The sequence below is a fragment of the Enterobacter sp. E20 genome (assembly GCF_000801755.2).
Taxonomy (GTDB): domain Bacteria; phylum Pseudomonadota; class Gammaproteobacteria; order Enterobacterales; family Enterobacteriaceae; genus Enterobacter; species Enterobacter asburiae_B.
Genome location: NZ_CP012999.1, coordinates 169,615 through 185,779, shown reverse-complemented (window position 1 = coordinate 185,779; position 16,165 = coordinate 169,615). Strand labels below are relative to the sequence as shown.

Here is a 16,165-nt window from a genome sequence, read left to right as displayed (position 1 = left end):
AAATCAACGGAGATTAGCATGAAGCCGTCCGTCATTTTGTACAAAGCACTGCCGGAAGATCTGCAGAAACGCCTTGAAGAACACTTCACCGTCACGCAGGTGAAGAACCTGAGCCCGGAAACCGTGGCGCAGCACGCCGAAGCGTTCGCCAGCGCCGAAGGCCTGCTGGGTTCAAGCGAGAAAGTGGATGTCGCCCTGCTGGAGAAAATGCCCAAGCTTCGTGCTACCTCTACCGTTTCCGTGGGTTACGACAATTTCGATGTGGATGCCCTTAACGCCCGCAAGATCCTGCTGATGCATACGCCACATGCCCTGACGGAAACCGTGGCCGATACGCTGATGGCGCTGGTACTCACCACGGCACGTCGCGTGGTGGAAGTAGCCGAGCGCGTCAAAGCGGGCGAATGGACAAAAAGCATTGGACCGGACTGGTTCGGCGTGGACGTTAACGGCAAAACGCTGGGCATTGTTGGCATGGGGCGTATCGGGCTGGCACTGGCGCAGCGCGCGCATTTTGGCTTTAACATGCCGATTCTGTATAACGCGCGTCGCCATCACGGTGAAGCCGAAGAACGCTTCAACGCCCGCTACTGCGAGCTGGATACCCTGCTGGAGGAAGCCGACTTTGTTTGTCTGGTTCTGCCGCTGACGGACGAAACGCGTCATCTGATTGGCAAATCCGCATTTGAAAAAATGAAGAAATCCGCCATTTTCATCAACGCGGGTCGCGGCCCGGTGGTGGATGAGAAGGCGCTGATTGAAGCCCTGCAGAACGGTGAGATCCATGCCGCAGGTCTGGACGTCTTTGAGCAGGAGCCGCTGCCGGTGGACTCCCCGCTGCTGGCAATGCCAAACGTCGTCGCCCTGCCCCACATCGGCTCCGCCACCCATGAGACGCGCTACAACATGGCGGCCACTGCGGTCGATAACCTTATCGCCGCCCTAAGCGGTAAGGTGGAGATAAACTGCGTGAACCCGCAGGTGCAACGATAGAAACGAAAAAACCCGCCAGAAGGCGGGTTTTTGAATTTTGTGCTACTGGGTTGGAAGCTTACAGGCTTACAACGTTACCAGCTGCTGGGCCTTTAGCGCCGCTTTCGATGGTGAAGGACACTTTCTGACCTTCGTCCAGAGATTTGTAGCCATCGTTCTGGATAGCAGAGAAGTGTACGAACACGTCTTTTGAGCCATCGTCAGGAGTGATGAAGCCGAAACCTTTATCAGCGTTGAACCATTTTACCAGACCAGTCATTTTAGCAGACATAGAAATTACCTTATTAACAAATATATTGAGCCTTCCGGCTTGATGGATTGCGTTACAGATTTTTAAGCGATGAAGGAAGGGTCACAACGAAGGGTATCTATGGATAACAATCTGGACTGCTTTACTAAACTGCTTTAGGTCTGTGTAACAAACCGACGGGGATAGTTATACCGATGTGGTAGAAGAATGACAAGCGTTATTTTCGATAAGCATAAAAAAACCCCGCCAGACGCGGGGTTTTTTCGGTTTATTCTGTGGCCGTGACTGCGGCACTCCAGGCCTGGCTAAAGGCCTGATGCTGGGAGGCCAGCGGCCCAATCAGCGTATTGTACTGGCTTGCCTGCTGCGAGGTCGGGAACTGAATGCCGTTGGCAACAAAGCTCACCTGAGTATCCTGCTGGGCAATAAAGTCGCCCACCTGAACCAGCTGCTGCGTGAAGATTTGCGCGGCCGGAATCAGCGGTTGCAGCGCTTCAGACGGTTTCGTCACCACTTTCTCATACACTTTGTCGAAGACAGGTTTGAGATCGTCACCCTGCTTCAGCGCAGAACGTGACGCGTCAGCCTGCATTTTCGCATTCTGCAACTGCTGGCTCAGTACGCCAAGCGCACCGTTGGACTGGCGAAGCGGTTCACGCTGCGTCATATAATCCTGCGGAACGCGAATGGCGTTCACGCTATCCACTACCGGACGGATACCGGAATCCATCGCCTGGCTCACCTGCTGTGAATAACCATAAAGAATGGCGTAATCGGACACGAAGGGGCCAAACTGTTTTTTCTGATCCGCAGTCAGCGTCGGCAACCGCTCGCCGCTGCGCATCACTGTATTCTGCAGAAAATCGATAAACGCTTTGCGCTGATCGCCTTCTTTATCAAAACACCCACTCAGGCTAACAACCATCAACAACGCCGCAATAGGCGCAAACCAGCGAGAGCAGGACTTTCCTGTCGCCATTTTATTACTCCTTTCACCCAAAAAAGCGCACACCGGCACACGCGTGCCCGACGCTGACAAGGATAGTCCAGGTCAGCCTTGCAAGATACTCTTTTCATGCAAAACGGCTATTGCCGATTTATTTCTTACCATTTACAAAAAAATACCTGCCGAAGCCGACATATGACTAATCAGGTAATTAGCATAACTATCCATATCGCTGAATCGGGTAAAGCGATAGTTACCGCACGATTAATCACACCCGTGACGATCCTGAGTTCGTATTAGGGACTATTCTTAACTGGCTCTCTGATGTTCTTGATCACGATGTGAGATTTAAGAGGAGTCCTCAATGGAATATAAAGATCCTGAGTTTGAACTGCTGAGCAGTCTGGAACAGATCATTTTTAAAGACGTACCGCAGGCGATTACCCTGCAACAAAAATCCAATCCCTTTACAGAATATGAGCAATTGCGCAAAGGGACAGGACTGAAAACGGAAGAATTCGCCAGAGCGATGGGTGTCAGCGTGGCTATGGTGCAGGAGTGGGAGTCAAAACGTGAGAAACCCACCCCAACCGAGTTAAGGCTGATGCGCCTGATTCAGGCCAACCCTGCACTCAGCAAACAGATAGCGTAGTGAAGATTGAATGCCCCCGCCTTTGCGGGGGCTTGTGTTTTAAAGGCTCTCGCAACGCCAGCCCGCCTCTTCCCATACCCATTCATGCGTTAACGTTAAGCCTCTTAGAAAAGCCTCATCGTGCGATACCACCAGCAGAGCCCCGGGGAAACCGACCAGCGCCGCTTCGATGGCCTGGACCGAGGCTAAATCCAGATGGTTGGTCGGTTCATCCAGCAGCAGAAGCTGCGTGGCCTCCGCACGCCACAGCACGCATGCCAGGGCGGCCTTAAGACGCTCGCCGCCGCTGAGCTCCGCCAGCGGGAGCGTAACTTTGTCGGCCCCTAGTTGAAGCTGCGCCAGACGGGTTCGCAATACCCCCTCTTCCAGAGGCGTATGACTCAGGTTGAGATGCGTCATGACCGACTGTGAAAGATCGAGCCGGGAAAGATGTTGATCAAGATAAGCGCAGCTGACTGAAACCTTACAGGTACCCGAACGGGGGGCTATCTCGCCGAGAATGGTTTTTAACAGCGTCGATTTTCCGCAGCCGTTCGGTCCCTTTAACGCCACGCGCATCGGTCCGTCCATCCGCCAGTTGAGCGGAGGAACAGGCACATGCGGCAGCACCAGATCCTCCAGCACCAGCACCTGCTTCCCCTCCGGGATCTGGCTCCCCGGCAGGGTGAACATTACCGGGCTATCTTCCTCAACGCGTTCACGCGCCTTATTTACCGCGGCGTTGAGGGCATCATTTTGCTCGCTGTGCTGTTTTTTCCAGGAGCCGATCCGCTCCTTTGCCGCGCCTTTATATTTGACCCGCTCGAACGACGCGATATTCAGGGTATCAACGGTGCGCAATGTCTTTGCCGAACGCCGCTGACTGTCATCATGCTCTTTTTGCATGCGTGCCCGAGTGCGTTTGCGCTCGGTTGCAGCATGTTCCAGCGACGCGCGGGCCGCCTGCTGTTCGGCATCGCGCTGGGTTTGATAATCCGCATAATTCCCCCCGTAGCTGCGTAGACCCGAGGCGCTCAGCTCAAGGATACGCGGTACCTGAGCCAGTAATTCACGGTCATGGGAAGCCACCAGCACGCCGCCCTGAAAACGGCTGAGCTGGTCGTAGAACCACGCCCGGCCCTGTCGGTCCAGATGGTTAGTTGGCTCGTCCAGCAGCATGAAATCGGCTTCAGCCGTAAACGCCCCGCACAGCAGGGCGCGAATGCGCTCGCCGCCGCTGAGCTCACCGGCGGGTTTATCCGGGTCAAAGGGTGGGAGATTCGCATTGATAAAGGCTTCGCTCAGACGCTCGGCGACATCCCAGCGGCCGTCGAGCGTGTCCAGATCGTCAGGCTGGTAATTGCCGCTGTCGATGCGCTTACGCGCCGTAAAAATCGCGTCATACCCGAGCAGTACAGCAAGCGTCGTCTGCGGCGAAATGAGGTGCTGCTGCGCCACCCAGGCATGCGAGCCAAAGCGTTCAATATGACCGGTAGCCGGTTCGTCCAGCCCCGCCAGCAGACGCAGCAGACGCGTTTTCCCGCTGCCGTTGCGGCCAACCAGCGCGCACAGGGCGGGTTCCAGCGTGAGATTCAGCGGACCAAAAAGGGTATCGCCCGTCGGAAACTGACAGGTGACCTGATGCAAAATAAAAGAAGGGGACTGCGCAAAATGAGCCATAAGCACTCCTGAATGAAATCAAAACATCCCCTGCCGACGCGGTGGCGTTTAGCAAGGATCGAAATTCATCAGTCGTGTTTGTTCATTTTTGGGGGGCGCTCCAGCGTGAGAAAGTTAACGCGATAAGGATAGCGGTAATGTGTTGACGGTTTCAAGGTTAAATTTTGGACGACTTATACTCCCTCTCCCTTTGGGCTGAGGGATCCCCACCAAATATTGTCTGCACAGACGGCCCCCTCTCCCTTGAGGGAGAGGGCTGGGGTGAGGGGGAACATACGGCTGTGGGGGTTGTTCCTTGCTACTCTGTAACGACATGGCCTGTGAACGTGCCAGGGCGGCTCAATCGCCACCGCCATGGCGTCGCTGTAAAACCTCTACCCGCAGTATGCTTCTCATTACGGTAATTTTGCGAGCCTCTTTCCAGAAATGGTAATATCCTCAGCGACATAGCTCAAAACTGTTGCCGCCTGTTTTGATGAGCAGTAAGTTCTCTTCGCACCTGCAAAATCAGGTGCCGGGATTGGAACCCTGAATCACTTCACTGGCGACACAGGCTCTGTGTCGTACGGCCTGTTGCATCTCAATGGCGGGCCGGACAGGGGCGCTTCAAAGCGCGCTGGTGTCAGTGAGGCCAGTCGTTCCAACCTTGTTCGGTTCCGCCACCAGCGAGCCTGGAACCTCCCGTGGCGGAAGATATACCACTCACTGAGGTTATTTTATGTCATTGATTAACTCTTTAATCACCCTGCCCTTCAACCACGCCACCGACTTCACCGAACTGGCGGATAACTGCGAACGTTTTACCGACGCACTGGTCGATTGCGAAAAACCCGCCCCAAAAATGGCCCTTTACGGCAGACTTTATGCCTGTCTGAATCTTCTGCAACCCACGCTTCTGGATCCTGTTCCGGACGCTTTAAAGCCAGCCTGACCGTGAAGGAACTCCCGTCATGCGTTCCGGCTTTCGAACCCGAATGCGATCAGCTGGGGCGCTACTGTCAGGAGATAACGCAGATGCTGATGAACGGCTCACTGCCGCGATAATCTGAAATCGTGATGGAAGATTTGCTGTGCGAACTGGTCAGCTACTTTGCCGATAAGCTGAAGGCACCGCGCTGGCTGCAGACGAACGAAGGCACAATCGCGATCGGCTAAACCTGCCGGATGACGCTGCGCTTATCCTGCTCAGAAAAGCCCCATAAAAAAACCCGCCGAAGCGGGTTTTTAGCATTTGTAACAACGGCACATCACTGCAGCAGCGAAATATCCGCTACGCGCAGGAACAGCTCGCGAAGTTTCTCGAGCATGGAGAGACGGTTAATACGCAGTTCTTTATCTTCTACGTTCACCATCACTTTCTCGAAGAAGGCGTCGATCACGTCACGCAGCTCGGCCAGCTCCACCAGCGCTTCCTGGTAGCGACCTTCCGCGAAGTACGGCTCGAGCTTGTCGCGCAGCACCACAACCTGCATCGCCAGAGCGATCTCTTCCGGCTCTTTCAGGGTTGCGGCGTTCACGCGCTCGTTCAGCGTCTCGTCGGATTTCGCCAGAATGTTGGATACGCGCTTGTTGGCCGCGGCCAGGGCAGATGCCGCTTCCAGGGTACGGAAGTGGGAAACCGCCTTCATACGCGCATCGAAATCAGCCGGACGGGTTGGACGACGCGCCAGCACCGCCTGAATAGTGTCAACGGTGTAGCCTTCGTCCTGATACCACGCGCGGAAACGACCGAGCATAAAGTCGATCACATCATCCACAACGTTCGCGTTAGTCAGCTTGTCGCCGTACAGACGCACCGCTTCTTCGGTCAGGGTCTGCAGATCGAGGTTCAGGTTCTTCTCAACGATGATACGCAGCACGCCCAGCGCAGCACGACGCAGCGCAAACGGATCTTTGTCGCCTTTCGGATGCTGACCGATACCAAAGATACCCGCCAGGGTGTCCATCTTATCGGCAATCGCCACGGCGCAGGCAACCGGGTTAGAAGGCAGTTCGTCACCCGCAAAGCGCGGCTGATACTGCTCGTTCAGGGCGACGGCCACGTCTTCCGCTTCGCCATCGTGACGCGCGTAGTGCATGCCCATCACGCCCTGGGTGTCGGTAAATTCGAACACCATGTTAGTCATCAGGTCGCACTTGGACAGCAGGCCTGCACGCGTCGCGTGGTTGACGTCTGCACCGATTTCACGGGCAATCCAGCCGGACAGCTCCGCAATGCGGTCGGTCTTGTCGCGCAGCGTACCCAGCTGCTGCTGGAACAGCACGGTCTGCAGGCGCGGGAGATGATCTTCCAGACGCTTTTTACGGTCGGTATTGAAGAAGAACTCCGCATCTGCCAGACGTGGACGCACCACTTTCTCGTTACCGGAGATAATCTGGATCGGATCTTTCGATTCGATGTTCGCCACGAAGATGAAGTTTGGCAGCAGCTTGCCGTCGTTGGCATAGACCGGGAAGTACTTCTGGTCACCCTTCATGGTGTACACCAGCGCTTCAGCCGGAACGGCCAGGAATTTCTCTTCGAACTTCGCCGTCAGCACAACTGGCCATTCAACCAGAGAGGTGACTTCTTCCAGCAGGCTGTCGCTCAGGTCTGCGTTACCGCCAATCTTGCGCGCCGCGTCTTCCGCGTCCGCTTTGATTTTGGCTTTACGCTGCTCGTAGTCGGCAATGACCTTACCGCGCTCCAGCAGGATCTGCGGATACTGGTCGGCATTGTCGATGGTGAACTCTGGCTCGCCCATAAACCGATGGCCGCGGATCACGCGATCGGACGCCACGCCCAGAATGGTTGCCGGGATAACGGTATCGCCCAGCAGCAGGGTCACGGTGTGCACCGGACGCACAAAGTGCACGTCAGAGGCGCCCCAGCGCATCAGCTTAGGAATCGGCAGCTTCGCCAGAGAAGTCGCAATCATGTCCGGCAGCAGCGCTTCCGCGCTTTCGCCTTTCACGTGCGCACGGTACAGCAGCCACTCGCCTTTATCCGTGGTCAGACGCTCGGCCTGATCAACGGTGATGCCGCAGCCGCGCGCCCAGCCTTCAGCCGCTTTGCTCGGCTTGCCTTCCGCGTCAAACGCCTGGGCAATCGCCGGGCCACGTTTTTCGACTTCACGATCCGGCTGAGACGCCGCCAGATTTGCCACTTTCAGCGCCAGACGGCGCGGTGCAGCAAACCACTCAATTTTACCGTGTGCCAGGCCAGCGTTATCCAGCTCGGCGGTCACGTTCGCAGCGAAAGATTCAGCCAGGCTGCGCAGGGCTTTTGGTGGCAGCTCTTCGGTGCCGATTTCCACCAGGAAAGTTTTCTCAGACATGGCCGCCTCTTATTTGTTTCGGTTGCACATCGGGAAGCCAAGGGCTTCACGGGACGCGTAGTAAGCTTCTGCAACGGCTTTGGTCAGGGTACGAATACGCAGAATGTAGCGCTGACGTTCAGTCACGGAGATGGCTTTGCGGGCGTCCAGCAGGTTGAAGCTGTGGGCGGCCTTCAGAATACGCTCGTAAGCAGGCAGCGGCAGCGGAGTCTCCAGCGCCAGCAGCTGCTGCGCTTCTTTCTCGTACTGCTCGAAGCAGGTGAACAGGAAGTCCACATCCGCGTATTCGAAGTTATAGGTGGATTGCTCCACTTCGTTCTGATGGAACACGTCGCCGTAGGTGGTTTTACCCAGCGGGCCGTCGCTCCAGACCAGGTCGTAAACGCTGTCTACGCCCTGAATGTACATCGCCAGACGTTCCAGACCGTAGGTGATTTCACCGGTGATTGGCTTACATTCCAGACCGCCAACCTGCTGGAAGTAAGTGAACTGGGTCACTTCCATGCCGTTCAGCCACACTTCCCAACCCAGACCCCAGGCACCCAGCGTTGGGTTTTCCCAGTTATCTTCCACGAAACGAATGTCGTGGATGGTTGGATCCATACCCAGCTCTTTCAGCGACCCGAGGTACAGTTCCTGAATGTTGTCTGGTGATGGCTTAATCACCACCTGGAACTGATAGTAATGCTGCAGACGGTTCGGGTTCTCACCGTAACGACCATCGGTCGGACGACGGGAAGGCTGCACATACGCGGTCGCCATTGGCTCTGGCCCCAACGCGCGCAGGCTGGTCATCGGGTGTGAAGTGCCGGCGCCGACTTCCATGTCCAAAGGTTGAACAATGGTACAGCCCTGACGAGCCCAGTAATCCTGTAAGGTCAGGATCAGGCCCTGGAAGGTCTTGGTATCAAACTTTTGCATAGTATTTCGTGCTGGATACGTGTGGTTTTAAATGGAAGGGACCAGTATACCCGCTGGCTGCAAGATATACAGTACGAAACGGGGTTGTTTAGGGAAAATTGGGGAAATAAGCCTTCCGGCCAGAACGCTGACGGCGTCTGGCTGTTGATTATACGAGCAGGCTAGCGCATGGAGAGATGTAAAAACTGACCGTCCGCATCAAACGAGCAGACAAAGCCCTCTTTGCGCGACGTATGTCCCCGCAGCTCATAGCTTCCCTGAAAACGCTCAAACCCGGTGACATCAATTTTCTGTACGTCCGAGTTATAGCGGCGAGCGGCCCGATCTTTACAGAGCGCTTCCATATTCAGTGAACGTTCCGGGCTCATTTTACCCTGCTGCGCTTTCTGCACAGGTGCTTCTTGCGGCGCGCTGCATCCCGCCAGGCTCAACAGCAGAAAGAGTGACGCCACACGCTTCATCATCATTTTTATTACCGCCCTGGTCAGTGGCTGTTATTTTTAGTATCAAAGCTTTTATAGATTACGGTCCGGCATTCTGCGAATCTCGCGGCTTCCCTACAAGCCTGCTGAATAAAACTCAGAATTTTCCAAGCGAAGACTTTTGGACAATGGCAGTCACACTCAATTTACAGGGAATACGAGGAACTGATGCAGTCAAAAATTAACTGGATTGATAACCTGCGAGGAATAGCGTGTCTGATGGTGGTCATGATCCACACGACGACCTGGTACGTCACGAATGCCCACAGCATCAGCCCCGTTAACTGGGATATCGCCAATATTCTCAACTCTGCGTCACGCGTCAGCGTGCCGCTGTTCTTTATGATTTCCGGCTTTCTCTTTTTTGGCGAGCGTAGCGCACAGCCGCGGCACTTCATCCGCATCGCGGCCTGCCTGGGGTTCTACAGCGCCGTTGCCCTGCTCTATATCACGCTGTTCACCTCCATTAACGCCGGGCTATCGCTGAAATACGTGCTGCAAAAACCGGTGTTCTATCACCTGTGGTTCTTCTTCGCCATTATCCTTATCTATCTGGTCTCCCCGCTCATCCAGGTAAAAAACGTCAGCGGTAAAATGCTGCTGGCCCTGATGGTGGTTATCGGCATTGTCGCCAACCCGAATACGCTCTCACAGAAAATCGACGGATTTGAGTGGCTGCCGGTCAATCTCTATATCAACGGCGATACTTTTTACTACGTGCTTTACGGCATGCTGGGGCGCGCCATCGGGATGATGGACACGCAAAAACGCGGGCTGAACTGGCTCTGCGGGGCGCTGTTTATCGCTGGCGTGGCAGTGATTTCACGCGGGACGCTGCACGAGCTGCAGTGGCGCGGCAATTTTGCCGATACCTGGTATCTCTATTGCGGGCCGATGGTCTTTATCTGTGCCGTTTCGCTGCTCACGCTTGCCAAAAATACCCTGAACGCTCGCGCCCTTCCCGTGCTGAGTATTATCTCGCGGCACTCTCTCGGGATTTACGGTTTTCACGCGCTGGTTATCCACGCGCTGCGCACGAGAGGCGTTGAGCTAAAAAGCTGGCCGGTGCTGGATATCGTCTGGATTTTTGCCGCCACGCTGGCGATCAGCCTGCTGCTGTCGATGCTGCTGCAAAAAATAGACGTTCGCCGCTTCGTCAGCTAATACTCCGCTGCCGGGCGCGATGGTACTGGCGCGGGGAGGAAAACCCTGCCGCCAGTGAAGCCTGCTCAACGCCGCGCCCCTGCAATAGCCACTGCTCCGCCACCGCCAGACGCAGCTGTTCCAGATAATCGCGAACGCTAATCCCTAAATGTGACTGGAAAAGCCGGGTGAGATGACGCGGGCTGACGTGCGCCAGTGCGGCAATGTCAGGCAAGCTCCACGCTTTTTGCGGCTCGGCGGTGAGCGCATCCTGCGCCCGATGAATCGCCGGGTGAAGATGATTGCGATAGCGTAGCCACGGAGAGAGCTGGGGATCGTCACCGGAACGGCGGAACCAGACCACCATCTCACGCGCCACGGTCAGCGCCTTTTCGGGGCCGCACAGGCGGTTAATCATGTGCAGCGCCAGATCGATGCCTGACGTGATCCCCGCGCTGGTCCAGATATTCTCATCCTGCACAAAGATGCGGTTTTCTTTAATCGTCGCCGTGGGGGCCGCGGTGCGTAAACGGCTAATAACGTCATGATGGGTCGTGCACTGTCGGTTGTTCAACAGGCCCGATTTCGCTGCCAGTAAGGCCCCTGAACAGACGCACATCACGGTGATTTCCTGGCGCTGGATCTGCGGCTGCAGGCGCATCAGCCAGTGCTGGATCTGCTGTGCCTGTGGCGTTGAGAACTGACAGCGGGAGTCGCTCACACCCGGCAGCACCAGCAGGCTGCCTTCCGGCAGACGCTCCGGCAGCGGCTGAATGCCGCTCATCGTCAGGCCAATGGACGTCGGAACCTCAGGCTGCGGGCCAATGTAATGCAGGCGAAACGCGTCGCCTGCCAGCACAAAGGTTTCTGCCGGGCCGGTCATGTCTAATGACAGCACCCCGGGCAACATCACGAACCAGACGTCGATGCGCATTACAGTGACTCCAGCGTCTCCGCTACCGTTTTAATCTCGGCAAAACGCCCGGACAGTACCGTCTCGGTACGATGGCGAATTTCCGCTGCGCTAAGGGTAATACCCTTGTACGTCATGGGAAACGTCAGCGTTGCCTCACTAACAAAGGTCACAGCATAACCCAGATCGGATGCCACCCGGGCGGTGGTTTCACAGCATTGTTCAGTGCGAATGCCGCAGATAATCAGCTGGTTGATATCACGCTCGCGCAGCCAGCGGTCAAGCCCGGTATCCGTGAAGGCATTATGGACGTGTTTCTGGAAAACCACATCCGGCTGATGACGTAAAAAGGCCATCGGTTTGACATAGCCGCTTTCGAGGGTGAAAGGACCGTCTTCATCCACGTGAAAAATATCAACGACCGGAATATTGTGCGCCTGGCAGCCTTCAATCAGCCCCAGCATCGCCTGCTGAAAGGCAGGGATCTCGCTTTCATGCCAGTAATTGCGGTGATGGAAGGACTGCTGAGTATCGATGTTGATTAATGCAATGCGTGACATGATGGTTCTCCTCGCCAGTGGGGTGTGACACCATACTGGCAAGGAAATGAAGGCACGCACAGACCAAAAAAGGACATCCTCGTGCCTCTCCCGGACAAGCGTATTTACGACATCAGCGGCAGCAGCTGTTGGTAGATTTTGCGGAACACGTCGCGCCTCTCCGCGTACCGCGCATGGCGCGCCGCGTCAGGCAAATGCGCCTGTTCAAGCGTAAGCTGCGGCAACAGTTGCGAAAGCGGTTGTTCCGGATGAATGGCTATCTGCGCCAGACGCGCGGCACCGAGCGCGGGCCCAACATCCCCTCCGGTGCGGAAATCCAGCTGCAACCCGCTGATATCCGATAGCATCTGTCGCCAGTAAGGGCTTCGCGCACCGCCGCCAATCAGGGTGACGCTCGTCGGTTTCAGGCCGCAGTCGTGCACCACGTCCATCCCGTCGGCCAGCGCATAGCCCACGCCTTCCAGAACCGCACGCGCCAGTTCTGCCGGGCCATGTTGATGAGTTAAGCCAAAGAACACCCCTTTCGCTTCTGGGTTGTTGTGCGGGGTACGCTCGCCGGAAAGATACGGTAAAAACCAGACGGTACCCGCAGCGTCATCCGCCTGCTGGGCTGCGGAAATGAGCGCCGGAACGTCGGCCATGCCGGTGAGTTTTGCCGCCCAGTCCAGGCAGGATGCCGCGCTGAGCATCACCGACATCAAATGCCATTTCCCGGGAAGGGCATGACAGAAACTGTGCACGGCGCTTTCTGGATTACTGCGATACCCGTCGCTGACGGCAAAATAGACGCCGGACGTTCCCAGCGACAGCATCGCCTGCCCCGCCTCAACCATGCCGACACCGACAGCGCCCGCCGCGTTATCGCCGCCCCCGGCCACCACCGGTACGGCAGGCATATTCCAGCGTTCAGCAACGGCTGGCAGCAGCGCGCCTGTCACCTCACAGCCTTCGTACAGCGCTGGCATATGTTCCCGGGTCAGATGGCAGGCATCCAGCATCGCCTCGCTCCAGTCGCGCTTCGCCACGTCGAGCCACATGGTGCCGGCGGCATCGGACATGTCGCTGGCGAAATCGCCCGTTATGCGAAAACGCAGATAGTCTTTCGGCAGCAGGACTTTCGCCACCTGACGGAAAATCTCCGCTTCATGGCGCTGCACCCACAGCAATTTGGGCGCAGTAAAGCCGGGCATCATCAGGTTGCCGGTAATCTCGCGGGAGGCAGGCACGCGCGCCTCAAGAAGCGCGCACTCTTCCGCACAGCGGCCATCGTTCCAGAGGATCGCAGGACGCAGCACGCGATGCTGGCTGTCGAGCAGCGTAGCGCCGTGCATTTGTCCGGCAATTCCCAGCGCTTTCACGTCACGAAGGCTGTGCTGCTCACCTAAGGCTTTCATTGCGCGATCCGTCGCCTGCCACCACTGCTCCGGATCCTGTTCTGACCACAGCGGATGCGGACGTGAAACCTGCAGCGTTTCCGTCTGCGTGGCTAACACGTCGCCCTGCTCGCTCAACAGGATAGCTTTCACACCCGATGTGCCAAGATCGATCCCGATATACATTACGGTGACTCCTTTAACAGAAATGCCCGGTGGCGCTAACGCTTACCGGGCCTACGTGCATCTTCAGCTCAATCACTTATCAAACAGATAGTGGTTTACGAGATTTTCCAGCAGTTCCTGGTGCCCGCTCTGGTGCTGCGGCGCCAGCTGCTGTTGTTCAGCGTACTTCGCAATTTCCGCCAGCGATAACTGACCTTTCAAGATTTGCTGGCCCAGCTCACTGTTCCAGCCGCTGTAACGCTTCGCTACGCGTTTATCCAGCTCGCCGTCTTCAATCATACGAGCCGCCACTTTCAGCGCCAGCGCCATGGTGTCCATCGCGCCAATGTGGCCGTAGAACAGATCGTATTTGTCGGTGCTCTGACGACGCACCTTGGCGTCAAAGTTCAGGCCGCCGGTGGTGAAACCGCCCGCTTTGACGATTTCGTACATCACCAGCGCATTCTCTTCCACGCTGTTCGGGAACTGATCGGTGTCCCAGCCCAGCTGTGCATCGCCACGGTTCGCATCGACAGAGCCGAAAATACCCAGCGCAATGGCAGACGCGATCTCATGATGGAAAGAGTGGCCCGCCAGCGTGGCGTGGTTGGCTTCAATGTTCACTTTGATCTCTTTTTCCAGACCGAACTGCTTCAGGAAGCCATACACCGTCGCCACGTCGTAGTCATACTGGTGCTTGGTTGGTTCCTGCGGTTTCGGCTCAATCAGCAGCGTGCCGCGGAAGCCGATTTTGTGCTTATGGTCGACAACCATCTGCATAAAGCGGCCAATCTGCTCGCGCTCCTGACGCAGGTCGGTGTTCAGCAGCGTTTCATAACCTTCACGGCCACCCCACAGGACATAGTTCTCGCCACCCAACTGATGCGTAGCGTTCATTGCCGTCACCACCTGCGTGGCTGCCCAGCTAAACACTTCCGGATCCGGATTGGTTGCCGCGCCCGCGCCGTAGCGTGGGTTGGTGAAGCAGTTTGCCGTGCCCCAGAGCAGCTTCACGCCGCTTTGCTGCTGTTTCGCCGCCAGTACATCCACCATCTGCGCAAAATTGTTCAGATACTCTTTCAGCGACGCGCCTTCCGGCGACACGTCCACGTCATGGAAGCAGTAGTACGGCACGTTCAGCTTGTGGAAGAACTCAAACGCCACATCGGCTTTGCGCTTTGCCAGCTCAATGGCCTCACCCGGCTGCTGCCACGGGCGGTCAAAGGAACCCACGCCGAACATATCGGCGCCGTTCCAGCAGAAGGTATGCCAGTAACAGGCGGCAAAGCGCAGATGATCTTCCATACGCTTACCCAGCACCAGCTCATCCGGGTTGTAGTGACGAAATGCTAAAGGATTGGTCGTTTTTGGGCCTTCGTAACGAACACGATCGAGTTGGTCGAAATAAGCTTGCATATTGAGCTCCATAATCAGGGTATGCGGCGAGTCGTTGATACAGGAGTAATAGTGAATAGACATTTTGGGTTGCTCAATTACGTTATTTCACACTGCTATTGAGAGAATGCACAACTGTGCGCTGGCTCGCAAAATAATGCGCAGACAAACTATTTTTCGGCGCGTATTCCAGAATCAAATGTAATTAAGACGTTACGTATTTTAAAATCCGATCGCGGTCATAAATTCAGAAATAAACCAAATATCATAATGAGAAGATAAAAATCTGTAATTGCCAGCCCGCCTTTCCGCGTTAAAAATTTGCTGCGTCTCAGTAGTGAATGTTTCTTTTATCTCAGCAACACATACCCCTACAAAAAGGCCTAATAATTATGAAGATAAAGAACCTGACTCTAACGCTCTGCACTACGCTTCTCCTTGCAAGCTTTGCAGGACATGCCAAAGAGGTCAAAATTGGCATGGCGATTGACGACCTGCGCCTGGAGCGCTGGCAAAAAGATCGCGATATTTTTGTGAAGAAAGCAGAATCTCTCGGCGCAAGCGTGTTTGTTCAGTCGGCTAACGGCAACGAAGAAACACAAATGTCGCAGATCGAGAATATGATCAACCGTGGCGTCGATGTTCTGGTCATTATCCCCTATAACGGCCAGGTATTAAGTAACGTGGTGAAAGAAGCCAAACAGGAAGGCATAAAAGTCCTGGCCTATGACCGCATGATTAATAATGCGGATATTGATTATTATATTTCGTTCGACAATGAAAAAGTCGGGGAATTACAGGCGCAAAGCCTGATCGACAAAGTGCCTCAGGGCAATTATTTCCTGATGGGCGGCTCTCCGGTAGATAACAACGCCAAACTGTTCCGCGAAGGGCAAATGAAAGTCCTTAAGCCGTACATCGACAACGGGAAAATTAAAGTGGTTGGCGATCAGTGGGCCGACGGCTGGCTGCCAGAAAACGCGCTGAAAATTATGGAAAACGCGCTGACGGCCAACAACAACAAAATTGATGCGGTTGTGGCCTCCAACGATGCCACTGCAGGCGGGGCTATCCAGGCCCTGAGCGCACAGGGGCTGGCCGGAAAAGTCGCCATTTCAGGACAGGATGCCGATCTCGCTGGCGTAAAACGCATTATCGCAGGCACCCAAACCATGACGGTCTACAAACCGATTACCCAACTGGCCAATACGGCGGCGGAAATCGCCGTGGAGCTGGGCAATGGCAAACAACCTAAAGCAGACGCAACGCTGAATAACGGCCTGAAAGACGTTCCGGCGCGCCTGCTCACGCCGATTGAAGTCAACAAAGAGAACATTGACGCCACCGTGGTTAAAGACGGTTTCCACAAGAAGAGCGAACTGTAATCCGGCGCGGC

The 16,165-nt window shown here is 55.6% G+C and carries 14 protein-coding genes and 1 pseudogene; 5 read left to right on the top strand and 10 right to left on the bottom strand.

Annotation, left to right across the window (positions count from 1 at the left end; genetic code table 11):
- The first annotated feature begins 18 nt into the window (after window positions 1–18).
- A complete protein-coding gene (gene ghrB / locus NI40_RS00820; protein WP_039261175.1) occupies window positions 19–993 on the top strand; it encodes a glyoxylate/hydroxypyruvate reductase GhrB in 975 nt (324 codons plus the stop codon).
- 58 nt (window positions 994–1,051) lie between these two features.
- Here the strand turns inward: ghrB and cspE are convergent, their stop codons facing one another.
- Complete coding sequence (gene cspE / locus NI40_RS00815) at window positions 1,052–1,264, bottom strand: transcription antiterminator/RNA stability regulator CspE (protein WP_003860775.1); 213 nt, start codon at window positions 1,262–1,264, stop codon at window positions 1,052–1,054.
- A 247-nt stretch (window positions 1,265–1,511) separates the two neighbouring features.
- A complete protein-coding gene (locus NI40_RS00810; protein ID WP_023309949.1) occupies window positions 1,512–2,222 on the bottom strand; it encodes a DUF3053 domain-containing protein in 711 nt (236 codons plus the stop codon).
- A gap of 331 nt (window positions 2,223–2,553) precedes the next feature.
- Here NI40_RS00810 and NI40_RS00805 point away from each other — a divergent pair, with 331 nt between their 5' ends.
- Window positions 2,554–2,841 carry an HTH-type transcriptional regulator gene (locus tag NI40_RS00805; protein WP_029740975.1) on the top strand — a complete coding sequence of 96 codons (288 nt, stop codon included), beginning with the start codon at window positions 2,554–2,556 and terminating at the stop codon, window positions 2,839–2,841.
- Between the two features lie 39 nt (window positions 2,842–2,880).
- Here the strand turns inward: NI40_RS00805 and NI40_RS00800 are convergent, their stop codons facing one another.
- Window positions 2,881–4,500: an ABC-F family ATP-binding cassette domain-containing protein gene (locus NI40_RS00800; protein ID WP_039261173.1), complete on the bottom strand. Its 1,620-nt coding sequence runs from the start codon at window positions 4,498–4,500 to the stop codon at window positions 2,881–2,883.
- A 718-nt stretch (window positions 4,501–5,218) separates the two neighbouring features.
- On the opposite strand from NI40_RS00800, the pseudogene NI40_RS00795 reads away from it, so the two are divergent.
- A pseudogene (locus NI40_RS00795) lies at window positions 5,219–5,655 on the top strand (hypothetical protein).
- 92 nt (window positions 5,656–5,747) lie between these two features.
- Here the strand turns inward: NI40_RS00795 and glyS are convergent.
- The 3 genes from glyS to NI40_RS00780 form a co-directional block, all read right to left on the bottom strand.
- Window positions 5,748–7,817, bottom strand: coding sequence for a glycine--tRNA ligase subunit beta (gene glyS, locus NI40_RS00790; protein ID WP_039261172.1), 2,070 nt, complete (start codon window positions 7,815–7,817; stop codon window positions 5,748–5,750).
- A gap of 9 nt (window positions 7,818–7,826) precedes the next feature.
- Window positions 7,827–8,738 (bottom strand): glycine--tRNA ligase subunit alpha, encoded by a 912-nt coding sequence (glyQ, locus tag NI40_RS00785; protein WP_003860141.1) that lies wholly within the window; start codon window positions 8,736–8,738, stop codon window positions 7,827–7,829.
- Between the two features lie 161 nt (window positions 8,739–8,899).
- Complete coding sequence (locus NI40_RS00780) at window positions 8,900–9,205, bottom strand: YsaB family lipoprotein (protein WP_033147005.1); 306 nt, start codon at window positions 9,203–9,205, stop codon at window positions 8,900–8,902.
- Between the two features lie 183 nt (window positions 9,206–9,388).
- Here NI40_RS00780 and NI40_RS00775 point away from each other — a divergent pair, with 183 nt between their 5' ends.
- Window positions 9,389–10,384 carry an acyltransferase gene (locus tag NI40_RS00775; protein ID WP_039261167.1) on the top strand — a complete coding sequence of 332 codons (996 nt, stop codon included), beginning with the start codon at window positions 9,389–9,391 and terminating at the stop codon, window positions 10,382–10,384.
- Here NI40_RS00775 and NI40_RS00770 read toward each other — a convergent pair.
- From NI40_RS00770 to xylA, 4 genes are all read right to left on the bottom strand, one after another.
- Complete coding sequence (locus NI40_RS00770; RefSeq protein ID WP_039261165.1) at window positions 10,377–11,297, bottom strand: GlxA family transcriptional regulator; 921 nt, start codon at window positions 11,295–11,297, stop codon at window positions 10,377–10,379. The two genes, NI40_RS00775 and NI40_RS00770, sit on opposite strands and share 8 nt — an antisense overlap.
- Window positions 11,297–11,836 (bottom strand): isochorismatase family protein, encoded by a 540-nt coding sequence (locus tag NI40_RS00765; protein WP_039261163.1) that lies wholly within the window; start codon window positions 11,834–11,836, stop codon window positions 11,297–11,299. Before NI40_RS00765 ends, NI40_RS00770 begins: the two co-directional genes overlap by 1 nt.
- Window positions 11,837–11,940: 104 nt before the next feature.
- Window positions 11,941–13,395 (bottom strand): xylulokinase, encoded by a 1,455-nt coding sequence (gene xylB / locus NI40_RS00760; RefSeq protein WP_039261160.1) that lies wholly within the window; start codon window positions 13,393–13,395, stop codon window positions 11,941–11,943.
- A 72-nt stretch (window positions 13,396–13,467) separates the two neighbouring features.
- Window positions 13,468–14,790: a xylose isomerase gene (gene xylA / locus NI40_RS00755; RefSeq protein WP_087823749.1), complete on the bottom strand. Its 1,323-nt coding sequence runs from the start codon at window positions 14,788–14,790 to the stop codon at window positions 13,468–13,470.
- 371 nt (window positions 14,791–15,161) lie between these two features.
- Here xylA and xylF point away from each other — a divergent pair, with 371 nt between their 5' ends.
- Complete coding sequence (gene xylF, locus NI40_RS00750) at window positions 15,162–16,154, top strand: D-xylose ABC transporter substrate-binding protein (RefSeq protein ID WP_032650791.1); 993 nt, start codon at window positions 15,162–15,164, stop codon at window positions 16,152–16,154.
- Window positions 16,155–16,165 lie beyond the last annotated feature (11 nt).